This is a genomic window from Kitasatospora sp. NPDC048545 (genome assembly GCF_040651155.1).
GTDB lineage: Bacteria > Actinomycetota > Actinomycetes > Streptomycetales > Streptomycetaceae > Kitasatospora.
Genome location: NZ_JBEZIQ010000069.1, coordinates 37,971 through 49,136 on the forward strand (window position 1 = coordinate 37,971; position 11,166 = coordinate 49,136).

Below are 11,166 nucleotides of genomic sequence, written 5' to 3' on the forward strand. Positions count from 1 at the left end.
TGCGCCATCGACGCTGCGCGCCGACAGCGCACCGGGCCGGGCCTGACGGCCCTTGCCCTGTCCAGTTGCCCTTCGCCCGGTGGCGGACACCCGTGCCGGGCCCGGGCGCCTGCCGCACCGGCCAGCCCCGACCGTGCCAACCTGCCCGCTACCGGGCACCCGACCAGGTCATCACCACCTGGACGAGATCGCCGCGTACCACCAGGACGACCTGCTAGAGAGCTGTGGCCCGCCGATGCGAACCGGAGGATCGCCCGAGCCCGCCACCACCGGGCCCGCCCGGCACCGGTGCCCGCCTGGTGACTGATGAGCGCGGAAAGGGCCGTCAAGGCCCGGGTCCGGCGGCAGCCGGACTTCCGTGATCGGCGCTGTACACCCCAGCTACAGCGGCCAGCAGGCTGGCTGTGGCGCCGGCCCGGGCTGCGGGAGCGGCACGGGCAGCAAGCCCGCCGGAGGCTCGGCGGTAGATCCACTGCTGGTGCCCGGCGTCACAGCCAGCAGGATCGGGCGGAGCCCGATGGGAGAGCGTGATGGGCGGCAGGTGGTTCTGGGTATGTAAAGAGGTGCAGCGCTCTGACCTGGGGGAACGTGGAACGAATGTGGGGTCATAACCCCCGTTACTGGCGAGTAACTGAGGGTTGTAGCCCCACACTCCGGATTCGACGCGCCGAATGAGGGTCCTAGACCCACAAAAGTTATCTCCTGGGATAACCTTTGGTGGTGATCAGTCCCTCAACGGGCGGCCGTGTGGTGCGCCTTCCCTCGTCCCGGCCGGGCAGGCAGCCCGCCAAGCCCCCGCCGCCCGAGACCGCGGGCGGGCAGAACGTCGTCGCGATCCGCCTGGAGCCGGGCGAGTCCGTGTCGGTGAACCCGGCTCCAGCGCCGGAGCTGGCGGCCGGTCGGCGTGAGGACTTCGACTTCCTCGGGCACACCTTCTACATGGCCTCCAAGGAGTTGTCGGCGAAGCTGCCGTTCATCGGCCTGACCGCCACCGAGTACGACGTGTGGCACACCATGCTCGGCGCCCAGCTCAAGGGTGGAATCGTCCTGACGACGGTCATCAAGCTCGGCGAGCGCCTGGGCATCGGCCGCAAGGAAGCCGGGGAGGCCCTGGCGAAGTTTCTCGACATGGGCTTCATGTGGCTGGAGAAGCGCGGCCGCTACCGGATCAACCCGCGGATCGCGTTCTGGGGCAGCAGTGCCGAGCAGCAGCGCGCGCTGGCGTTGATGCCCGACAGCATCCCCGAGATCCGTCTGCCCGAGGGCGAGGTCCGCCCGCCGCGCCGCACCCGTCGACCTAAGCTGGAGTCGCTGTGATGACCGCCGAACACCACGACCAGGACCAGGAGACCGCGACCTTCCTGACTGCCGAGGACTCGGTGTTCACAGCGCAGGATCTCTCGCGGGCCCTCCCCCTGTACCGGCTGACGACTCTGCAGTACGACGTCTGGCACACGGTGCTCAGTGAGATGACGGACGGCGGCTGGGTCCCCCTCACCTTGGATGAGATCGCCGATCGGCTCGGCACCAAGAAGAGCAACATCTCGCCGGCTCTCGGGCGCCTGGCCGAGCTCGGCCTCATCTGGCGCGTCTCCAACGGCCTGCACCGCATCAACCCCAGGATCGCCTTCAAGGGCAGCCAGGAGGAGTGGGTCGAGGCGCTCTCCGAGGTGCCGGTCGACGTCCCCGAGGTGATCCTCCCGGCCTACCACCGCAGGCCACCCCGCGGCGGGCGTGGAGGCCTGGCAGCCACCGGCTGACCAACGAGTGGGGGTTGGAAGCCCACAGAAGTTATCGCCAGACATAACCTGTCGGCCTGGGGCAAGGCTGAGACACCCCTGTCCCAGCATGCCCGGTATGACCCGATTTTCTGGGACGGTCCTAGGACATGCCACCCACGTTTGCGCAGGTGGCGGTGCTGCGCACCGGACCTGGGACATGGGTGGGACAACCCGCCGCCTGGCCGTTTCAGTTCTGCCGGAAGCGGATCAGCGGTGGGTGCTCCACCGCGTCGGGATCGGTCCGCGGGTCGTAGACGGCACGGCCGGCCTTTCCCACTTGTTCGGCGATCCGCAGCCACTCCTGGTGGTCGGCCTCGGCGGTGAGCACCGAATGGTCGACGTTCGGGTCCTCCAGCGCCAGGCCCCGGACGTGGTGGAGCTGCTCCAGCGCCTTTCCCGCAGCCCGGTCGATCTCCGCTGGTGTCATCCCGTCCGCGTCCCGGCACACCAGAGCGCGATGGAAGTGGGCCGTGTCCGGGCGGAGCACCAGGCGCTCGCCGGGCGGGCGCAGCCAGCGGGCCGGGATGGTGTGGACGACCGCGCCGGAGAAGGTGATGGCCTCGCCGTCCGCGTCCGTGACGACGCCGGTGATCTCGTATTCCTGGCCCTCGGCGAGGTCGAGGGCGGCGGCCTGTTCGGCGGTCAGGCGCAGCGCGACGCGCCCGGCCGGGAGGTTACGGCTGACCTGCACCGTGCCGGGTTCCTCGCCGAAGCCGGTCACGGTCACCGTGATGCGCCGGCCGCGGACGAGGTGCAGCTGCATGTTCGCCCGCCACTGCTCGGGTGTGTCTCCCGGGCGCCGGAGCTCCTCCGGGAGTCGCTGGGGGATGCTCGCGATGTAGGTCTCGCCGACCACGACGTCTGCGGTGCGCATCGCTGCTCCCTTGCCGGTTCCTGTCTCCATCGTGCCCGGGCTGATGCGGTGGGGCGGCCTGTTCGGTGTGGCCGGGCGGGGTGGACCTGGAAGACTGGCGATCATGAGTTCCTCCGACCGGCGCCCGTTGTGGCAGCCCTTTTCCGAGCCCGCCACCGACACCGCCGTCCAGCCGTCCGGCGGGGCCCGGCTCCTCGCGGTCGAGCGGGCCCCGTTCCTGGAGCCGGCCGCCGCCGAGGTGCCCGAGGTGCCCGCGGTGCCGGCCTCCCGTCGTCGGCTGCTCGGGCCCGGCGGCCTGGCCGTCTCCGCGGTATCGGATGACCGGAACTGACCTTCAGCCTGCGGGCACCCCGGTATGGCCGGTGAGAACGCCCTCGGTGGTGGTGGTTCGACCGGTGAGTTTCGCCCGCCGGAACTCCCCACCGCAGGTCACGGCAGTGGCCCGCCACTCCCTGGACGGGGAGCGGCGGGCCACCGGCTGGACGGCTACGCCTGGAACTCGGCGCTCTTCACGCCGTAGAACGTGGCGTTCGCCGGCCGGTTCTTCTCCAGCTCGTCGGCCAGCTGTGTCCACCCGTCGCCGCGCCGCACCACGCCGAGGAACTTCCCCAGCGCCTCCTTGTCGTCCCACAGCTCCTGCGCCGCGCTGATGATCAGCGACTTGAGCCGCTCGTTCTCGCTCACTGCGTTCCCCTCCCGGTCGTTGGACACGCACAGCCCTACCCGCCACTGATCGCAGCCGAACTCGGTGTCCGGCGGAACTGCGCGCGGGCACGCAGTTGCCTCACGCACCGCCCGCCAGGGCCGGTGAGTTCGGTGCGGGAGCACCGGTGAGTTTCACAGTCCAAACTCCCCATCGCAGGTCACGGGTGGTGCGGGCCGCTACGCACTGGGAGGCCATGGAGCTCCTGGTCCTCCTGCCCGTCGGCCGCCTCGCTCTTCCACGGCCGCATCCGGGGCCGGACCGCCCGGCGCGGACCCTACGGTCCGCAGCGCGCGGTGCGTACGCGCCGGGCGGGGTGACTGCGCGGCGGTTGCGCAGTTCCCCGGGAGGGTGACTGCGCAACCGCCCCCGGGCGGGTCTTGCGCAACCGGCCGGTGCGCTGCGCAACGGGGTGCGCAAGGTGCTCTGCGCACGCGCGTACGACCGGTGCGGTGCGCCCCGGGGAGGGCCTGTCCGCGCCGCCCGTTACGATCCGGATCATGGAACAGGTTTTCGACGCGCGACGAAACGGCGACCTCGACGGAACCGACGCGCGAGGAATCGCGGTCGGGGGTGGAACCGACGCGCGAGGAATCAACCCGGAGCCGCAGGCGCCGACCTGCCCCGAGTGCGCGACGCCGCTGCGCGCCACAGGACCGGGCCGGCGGCCGGTCTACTGCGGCCGGGCGTGCTCGTCGAAGGCGTACCGGCGGCGCCGCGCCGAGGACCAGCAGGACGCCGTCGCGGACGCCCTCATTACCTCGCGCGTCGATATCCCGGCCGCACCGGACACCGCCGCCCGCGAGTTCCTGGAGCTGGCCGCCGCCGTGCAGCGCGGCGCGGCCCGCTACCTTCAGCGCCTGGAGCAGGCCCGCCAGGGCGGCGAGGACCCGGGCGCAGGCCGCGCGCTGGAACTGCTGGAGGCCAACGTCACCGGCGCGACGCAGCGCCTGCTGCGCCAGGCCCACGTGCTGCGCTTCGAGATGGTTTCCGCCCGGGGCCGGGCGCAGCGCGAAGCCGCCGCCGCTGCACTCGCCGATCCGGCACCGATCGCTGCACCCGCTGCCCTCTCGGCGGATTCGTCGCGCGTCGAAACCACCGGCTCCGCCGATCAGGTCGAATCGTCGCGCGTCGAATCAACCGCGTCGGTTGCTGACGTTGTCCCCGGCGGACAGCGGGTTGTCCCGGACCGCCCCGCAACGTTCGACGCCGCCCCGCCGGTTGTCCCCGATCCCGCTGCCGCACCGCCCGGGCCGCGGCTCGTTGTTTCCCCGCGCGTCGAAACCAGCGGACCCGCACTCGGCACCGCGCAGACGCTGCGCCCCCTCGCCGAGCCCGTGCGCAGTGCCCCGGCCGCGCTGCACTCCGCAGTGCCGGCTGCCGCCCGGCTGGTGCAGCAGCCGGCCCCGGCCGCCCCGGTCGACCCGGACGGTGAGCAGGCCTCGGTTCTTCCCGAGCAGCTGCAGCTGGCGCTCGCCGCGGAGCGTACGTCCGTGTCGCCGCTCGCCCGGGGCCTGGGCGCCCCGAGCGACTCCTGGAGGCTGCCGGACAGCGACCTGGTGGTGGAGGGCTGGGCCGCCGCCCCCGACCTGTTCGCGGTCCGGGGCCCGAACCGCCAGCTGGTGGGCTGGGTCGCCAGGGCCGGCGACGCCTGGGGCAGCTACATCGACGGCAGCCTGGTCATCGACGCGGTCGACGGCGATCCCTGGCTCTCCCGGGACGCGACCTACGCCGTCTCCCTGCTCGTGGCCGCGCTCGACCAGCAGCGCGCCTGAACCGGCCCGGCGGGCCGCGGGGCGGCCATCAAGGTGGGCTGCGGGGCCCGGCCGCCGGCCCGGCGTGAATCGTGATTCCGTGACGCCGGGGCGCCAGGTCGCCCCGCGTTCTTCCTGGTGACAGGGCTGTTCCAAGGTTGGCGTCACGAAAGGTCGGCGGCGGCGTCACGATGTCCACCACCCGCGCCTAGCCTTGTCGCGTGATCCCCGACCAGCCGGGCCCGCCCGACATCCCGCGCTGCCTGGCGTGCGACAGAGAACTCACCCCCACCACCGGCAGGCGCGGCCGCCAGCCGCAGTACTGCAACACCAACTGCCGCAGCGCCGCCTACCGCCGCCGCAAGACCACCACCGCCCCGGCCCTGGCGGCTGCCACGGCGGCCACCACCGCTCCGGCCCTGCTCCCGGTGCCGCCCGACGCCGCCTCCACCGGCGCGCCGGCCGAGCAGCTGCTGCGCCTGGCCGCCGACATCGACGACGCCGTCCACGACTACCTCCACACCGTCCAGGCCGGCACCGCCGCCGAGGCCGACCAGGCGCTCGCGCTGCTCCACCAGGTGCTGCCCGACGTCCTGGCCCGGATCCTCCAGCAGGCCGAGCTCCACCACCGCCACCACGGCGCCGTCGCCGGCCCCGAGCCCGCCGCCGGCCTGCCCGCCGACGCTGCTCCTCGGCCCGGTATTCGTGACGAAGACCGTGACGCCGATCGTGACGCACCGCCCCCGGCGAACCTTGCCGACGCAGGTCAAAGCATTGGAGGCCACTCACCGGAGCAGACGGCCGAGGACCGCTGGCGCGAGCTGATGAGCCGCCCACGCGAAGCCGAGGTGCCCGCCCGGCCGGTGGAGCGGTACGGGCCGTGGGAGTGGGAACGCCCGCTCACCGACGGCTGGGCCCGCACCATGTGGCGCGACACCGACGCCGCCCGGCCCCAAGCCCGCCCCGTCCACGTCCTGCTCCACCACGGCCGCCCGGTCGGCTGGGTCGAGGCCGGCATCCACGACGTCCCCCAGTGGGCCGCGGTCCTCCACGGCGGCCCCGACGGTCCGGACCGCTTCGTCCGCGAGCCCCGCCACGACCAGGTCGCCCTCCACCCCACCGCCCTGGCCGCGATCGCCGCCCTCCGGGCCGCCCACCGCGACCGCGACCCCAAGGCCCTGCCCGTCGGCGCCTGGCAGCACCCGAACCCGCGCTGACCACCCGCCAGGGCGCCGCACGGCTGGTTGCTCCGGAGGTTGCGTCGGAGGTTGCCCCGGACGTTGCTCCGGAGGTTGCCTCACGAGTTGCTTCGGAGGTTGCGTCGAGATAGTCCCCCGGACACCTTGATGCCGCAGGTCAGAGCAGGCGGACAACCGCTCTCCGCAACGCCGACTACTTCTCTGCACGGGGTCTTCGGCACGAGAGCGAAGCAGTACTCAGGGTGTCCTGTACGCCCGGGGCCGGTGGTGTGGAGGGCTGCGCGCGGGCGGCCGGCGGGCGCCCTGGTGCCGACGCCGCGGTCGAGCCGGCCGGACGGTTCCGGCCGCAGTCCCGGCCCGGTTCCGTTTGGAGTGCCGTTTGAGGTTCCGTTCGGAGTCCTCTTTGAGGTCCCGTTTCAGGTTCTCTTTCAGGTTCCCTTCCCGACCAGCGGACCGGCGCCGAATCCCCAGGTCACAGCCGTGGACAAGGGGCCCCGCAAGCACCGACAACTTCCCTGTGCGACCCCCGGCGGCAGCGAAGCCGTACCCCGGGGCCCGTACGGCCCGGTTGATGCCCGCGAACAGGCCGGCCGCCACCGCGACGAACCCGACTCGTTGAACCGCGCGTGAGCACCCCTCCGCCCGCCCGGCGCGCGCTCGGCCCCGGCGCAGGCCGCGCCCTCGGCCCGCAGCGCTCCCCAGGCCGCCAGCCGCCGCCCTGGAGCCTCCCCGCACTCCTGCCCGACCTCCCGGACCACCCCGACGCCCAGCAGCCCGCCGAACGGGCCGTAGACGCCATCGCCGCGCTGCGCATGGTCCGCGCCCCCGCCGCAGTCCTCGAAGCCGCCCTCCACCTCGCCCAAGCCCTCCTCGACCGACCCGGCGAGGACCCCCTCCTCCTGGAGGCCGCCGAAGGCCTGGCCGCCGTCATCCCCCACCACCTCGCCGCAGCCCGCACCCCACCGGCCCCGCCGACCCGGCTGCGCCCGGCCCCGGCACCCGCCCCGGATCCGGACCCGACGGTGGCCGGCACTGGGCGGCTGCTCGCCTGACCCGGCCGCGGGTGGTGCGCGGCGGAATCCGGTGTCCGCCGGCCCCGGCACGGGTACGCTCACCAGGAGCCCGGCAGCGGTGATTTCGCCCCGCTGGAGCCCCTCGGAGGACGTTGGACTCCCCCTCCAGTTCCCCGACCTGCTCCCCCTCTACCTCCCCGACCACCGGTCAACACCGGAACCGGCACATTTTTGCAGGTCAGGCACCGAATCCAAGGTCCGCCGAAACCCCGGCAACCCCTCTGTGCCCCTGTCTGTTGGTAGTTGTGGTTGGCGGTTCTGGGGCGTGCGGTGTTTTGCGCGCTCCAGGGCCGCTGAGTGGCCCTCCCGTCTCTTCGGCCTCTCGGCCTGCCCGCTCGGTGATCGGGCTGGGTGATGGGGCGGCGGCGAGGGCGGGCGGCGGGCCCGGCTGTCGGTGGCATGAGGTATCGAAGAACCCGGAAGATCACCAACCACGGGGAGCACCGGCATGAGCCAGGACGAGGACGAGCAGCAGCCGGCACCGAAGAAGCGCGTCCACTTCGTCCGCGCCAAGGCCTACCAGAACGGCTCCACCGGCCCGCTGCGCCACAGCATCCTCCAGGTGCTCGGCGTGCTGAAGGTCGCCACCGTCAAGCAGACCTGGCTGCTGGCCCAGCCCGACCACGAGCACCCGAACACGGTCGCCGGCGGACTGCGCGACCTGATGAAGAACAAGCTGACCGAGCAGCGCGGCACCACCTCCGGGCTGCCGTCCAAGCCGGACCCGTCCGACACCGGCCCGACGCCAGCACCGGAGCCGAAGTCGGCCCGACCGAAGGGCACGCCGAAGCGCAAGCCGGTGCGCCCCGTCGGAGCCGGGGCGGTGATCTGGGGACTGACCGATCTCGGCCTGGATGCCGCGAAGTCCACCCTCCCGTCCTCGCGGAAGGTCGGCGGCCGGGCCCGCTCGGTCGGCCGCGCCACCGGCGCCCCACACGCCATGGCCGTCAACGACACCATCGTCGCCTTCACCAGCCCCGCCACCCCCGGCACCCCGATCGGCACCATCACCGACTGGGTCACCGAAGCCCCGCACCCGCTGCCCGGCGACCGCACCCAGTTCGCCGACGCCGTCCTCACCGCCCCCACCGACGGCATCCCGCTGCTCCTGGTCGAAGTCGACCTCCACAACGAGACCCCGGCGTTCATCGCGGAGAAGTTCGACCGGTACGCCGAGTACTTCGCCCTCACCTACAAGGACCCCACCCACGAGGGCCACCACTGCGAAGCGGACAAGCTCCCGACCTGGCGCCGCCGCTACCCGATGGCCGGCCCCGACTCCCTGCCGCCCATCGCCCTGGTCCTGGCCGGCGCCGGACCCCGGGGCTTGAACAACCTGATCGACAAGGTCAAGGACCTCACCCGCAAGCACTGGCGGCCCACCAGCCTGGACCGCTGGAGCCACGGCGACCCCTTCGACTTCACCGGTAGCATCCCGATCCTCGCCTGCCACCTCGACCAGTTGAAGGAACACGGCCCCCGCGCCGAGATCTGGTGGCGCTTCGGCGCCAACGAGTGGCAGACCCTCGACGACGCCCTCGCCCACACCGAGTACCGCGCCCGCGTCCAGGCCCGCCTCGACGACGAAGCCCAGGACGCCCACAACGCCAAGGAAAAGCGCCTGGAGGCCACCCGCTGCCCCACCTGCGATCGCCGCGCGGACGAGTTCGACGACCAGCGATGCGCCAGCGACGGCACCAAGCCCTGCCGGGACTGCCGACAGGAGGCCGCCGCCGACGCGGCCGAGAAGAAGCAGCAGGCCGTCCGTGACGCCCACGCCAAGCGCTGGCCCTGCTGGACCTGCAAGGGCCCTCTCGGCGGCGCGTTCGACTCCGGCCTGGAACTGACCGAGGAAGCCCCCGCCGAAGCCCTGGAGTGCCCCTCCTGCGAGATCGACCGCCGCAACAACGGACTTGGCCGACTCCTTCTGCCCAAGCCCACCTTCAGCGAACGGCGCCAAGCCAAGAAGCAGACCCCGGACGATCCCTGGTGGGAAATGCGCCTGCTCCACGCCGAGAAATGGCCCGTCCGCAGCTCCAACTAGGCCAGGCAGGCACCCGCCGGAAGGGCACCGCGACCACCCGGTCGCGGTGCCCTTCCGGCATTCCAGAACAGGCCGAACGGAACGCACATCCTGATGACGTCGAAAGGAGAAGTGCCTTCGCGGCCTCGCACCCGACTGTTTCGTATCTGGTTTCGTCTCTGGTTCCCTTTCTAGTTTCGTATCTGGTTTCGTCTCTGGTTTCGTTTAGAGACACCCCCCATTGCCCTCTGCATGGCATTCGTACAGCTCAGGCCCGGTTAGTTCCGCCATCCCGACGCCGACTTACCTCTGTGCGCCCCCTGCCCTGCTGAACGAAGTGGTGGGAGGGATGGGGGCGGGTGCGCACGTCGGCCCGCCGACGCTGCGCTGTGCCTCTTTCCTCTACCTCGCGGCCGGGCGGGCGGGCCTGCGGCCTCATGGGGCGTGGCGGGGCGCTCCGGTGCCGGGGCGGCCACCCCCGCCGCCTGGATGCCCTCTGGTATACCTCTGGGTATCCTGGCTGGTATGACGATGACGACGATAAAGGTGCAGGCCGAGGTCCGCGACGAACTCGCGCGCCTGGCGGCCGACGACCTCGGCGGGGTGACCCTGGGAACGGCCCTGGAGCACCTGCTGACCGAGCACCGCAAGGCGCAGATCCTCACCGCCTACGCCCGCCTGGAGGCCGACCCGAAGGCATGGGCCGACTACGAGAACGAGCTGGACGAGTGGGACGGCGTCGCCGACGACGGCCTGGCCGGTGAGGTGTGAGCCGCAAGTCCGCCCCCTGGCAGGTCTGGATGGCCGACCTCTCCCCGGTCATCGGCTCCGAGCAGGCAGGCCGACGCCCCGTCGTGGTCGTCTCCTCCTCGCTCTTCGCAGCCTTCCCCACCGCCATGGCCATCGTGGTCCCCCTCACCACCCAGCACCGCGGCCTGCCCCACCACGTCCCCGTCACCTCCCCCCAGTCCGGCCTCAACCGCCCCAGCTGGGCCCGCACCGACGACGTGCGCACCATCTCCGAGCAACGCCTCACCGGCAGCCGGCCCCTCGGCACGGTCACCGACAAGGAAGCCGCCGACATCCGCACCTACCTGCGGCTCATGCTCGACATTTGACCGGGCCCCGGGCGAGCGGGCGAAGGGCGGCCCGCCCGGCAAGGCCGACCGAAAGCGCAGCGCGCCTGCCGGGACCCCGGCGCCGCCAGGAAGCCGACCCGGGCAGGGCTACCGGCCGCCGTCACGACCGGGCCGACGGTGGCGACCGGACCCCGCCAAGCCACACCAGCGAACCGGCGGGATTCTCCAGCAACCGAATTTCGAAACACCTCCGCGCGCTCCGAAAGGCGCAAATTCGGAGCGCCAGAAAAAGCGCAATGCTAGAATGAGAGCGGCAATTCCGGTCGCCCAATAGCACTGCGAAAAGACCCGCGATCGGCGGGTCCATACGGCACCTGCGGCGGGATCTTCCAGCGCAGCAGAACTGATACACTCGATCTTGTCAGTCACTCGACCGAGACTAGCCGCCCGCCCCTCGGTCCACCGCGCGAACCCCTGACCCCTCGTCAGTTCAGGAGTGAAGCCGACCCGCACGCACCCCCGGAGCGCACCCTCCCCCTAGTCAGCCTGTAGTGAGATCAACCAAAAACCCAGTTCAGGCATGTGATCCGACATCAGCCGTCCCGGAGGGAGTGGAGCGAAGCGGAGTGACCGACGGGCCCGAGCGAAGCCGGGCCGACCTGACCGGAGGTCAGGTCACG

At 72.0% G+C, this 11,166-nt stretch carries 11 protein-coding genes; 9 read left to right on the top strand and 2 right to left on the bottom strand.

What is annotated here, in order from left to right; all coding sequences use genetic code 11:
* Positions 1–720 precede the first annotated feature (720 nt).
* Complete coding sequence (locus AB0D10_RS39905) at positions 721–1,317, top strand: hypothetical protein (RefSeq protein ID WP_360265907.1); 597 nt, start codon at positions 721–723, stop codon at positions 1,315–1,317.
* Positions 1,317–1,760: a helix-turn-helix domain-containing protein gene (locus tag AB0D10_RS39910; RefSeq protein WP_360265910.1), complete on the top strand. Its 444-nt coding sequence runs from the start codon at positions 1,317–1,319 to the stop codon at positions 1,758–1,760. Before AB0D10_RS39905 ends, AB0D10_RS39910 begins: the two co-directional genes overlap by 1 nt.
* 208 nt (positions 1,761–1,968) lie before the next feature.
* Here AB0D10_RS39910 and AB0D10_RS39915 read toward each other — a convergent pair whose 3' ends face one another.
* The gene (locus AB0D10_RS39915; RefSeq protein ID WP_360265913.1) at positions 1,969–2,655 is read right to left on the bottom strand and encodes a hypothetical protein; all 687 of its coding nucleotides are present in this window, start codon (positions 2,653–2,655) and stop codon (positions 1,969–1,971) included.
* Positions 2,656–2,758: 103 nt separating this feature from the next.
* On the opposite strand from AB0D10_RS39915, the gene AB0D10_RS39920 reads away from it, so the two are divergent.
* A complete protein-coding gene (locus AB0D10_RS39920) occupies positions 2,759–2,986 on the top strand; it encodes a hypothetical protein (RefSeq protein WP_360265915.1) in 228 nt (75 codons plus the stop codon).
* A 155-nt stretch (positions 2,987–3,141) separates the two neighbouring features.
* On the opposite strand, the gene AB0D10_RS39925 is transcribed toward AB0D10_RS39920, so the two are convergent.
* Positions 3,142–3,339, bottom strand: coding sequence for a hypothetical protein (locus AB0D10_RS39925; protein ID WP_043478193.1), 198 nt, complete (start codon positions 3,337–3,339; stop codon positions 3,142–3,144).
* A gap of 519 nt (positions 3,340–3,858) precedes the next feature.
* Here AB0D10_RS39925 and AB0D10_RS39930 point away from each other — a divergent pair.
* The 6 genes from AB0D10_RS39930 (at position 3,859) to AB0D10_RS39955 (ending at position 10,525) form a co-directional block, all read left to right on the top strand.
* Entirely contained in the window at positions 3,859–5,133 is a 1,275-nt protein-coding gene (locus tag AB0D10_RS39930; RefSeq protein ID WP_360265918.1) for a hypothetical protein, read from the top strand.
* 200 nt (positions 5,134–5,333) lie between these two features.
* Positions 5,334–6,329, top strand: a complete 996-nt coding sequence (locus AB0D10_RS39935; protein ID WP_360265921.1) for a hypothetical protein — start codon at positions 5,334–5,336, stop codon at positions 6,327–6,329.
* Positions 6,330–6,937: 608 nt separating this feature from the next.
* Positions 6,938–7,363 (top strand): hypothetical protein, encoded by a 426-nt coding sequence (locus AB0D10_RS39940; RefSeq protein ID WP_360265924.1) that lies wholly within the window; start codon positions 6,938–6,940, stop codon positions 7,361–7,363.
* A 469-nt stretch (positions 7,364–7,832) separates the two neighbouring features.
* Entirely contained in the window at positions 7,833–9,428 is a 1,596-nt protein-coding gene (locus AB0D10_RS39945; protein ID WP_360265927.1) for a replication-relaxation family protein, read from the top strand.
* A 504-nt stretch (positions 9,429–9,932) separates the two neighbouring features.
* Entirely contained in the window at positions 9,933–10,178 is a 246-nt protein-coding gene (locus AB0D10_RS39950) for a hypothetical protein (RefSeq protein ID WP_360265930.1), read from the top strand.
* Positions 10,175–10,525 carry a type II toxin-antitoxin system PemK/MazF family toxin gene (locus tag AB0D10_RS39955; RefSeq protein WP_360265933.1) on the top strand — a complete coding sequence of 117 codons (351 nt, stop codon included), beginning with the start codon at positions 10,175–10,177 and terminating at the stop codon, positions 10,523–10,525. Before AB0D10_RS39950 ends, AB0D10_RS39955 begins: the two co-directional genes overlap by 4 nt.
* Positions 10,526–11,166: the final 641 nt, after the last annotated feature.

What these genes read in the sequence shown, in the direction of transcription:
- AB0D10_RS39915 (WP_360265913.1), bottom strand. Translation starts at nt 2,655, where the DNA reads ATGCGCACCGCAGACGTCGTGGTCGGCGAGACCTACATCGCGAGCATC.
- AB0D10_RS39945 (WP_360265927.1), top strand. Translation starts at nt 7,833, where the DNA reads ATGAGCCAGGACGAGGACGAGCAGCAGCCGGCACCGAAGAAGCGCGTC.
- AB0D10_RS39930 (WP_360265918.1), top strand. Translation starts at nt 3,859, where the DNA reads ATGGAACAGGTTTTCGACGCGCGACGAAACGGCGACCTCGACGGAACC.
- AB0D10_RS39910 (WP_360265910.1), top strand. Translation starts at nt 1,317, where the DNA reads ATGACCGCCGAACACCACGACCAGGACCAGGAGACCGCGACCTTCCTG.
- AB0D10_RS39920 (WP_360265915.1), top strand. Translation starts at nt 2,759, where the DNA reads ATGAGTTCCTCCGACCGGCGCCCGTTGTGGCAGCCCTTTTCCGAGCCC.
- AB0D10_RS39950 (WP_360265930.1), top strand. Translation starts at nt 9,933, where the DNA reads ATGACGATGACGACGATAAAGGTGCAGGCCGAGGTCCGCGACGAACTC.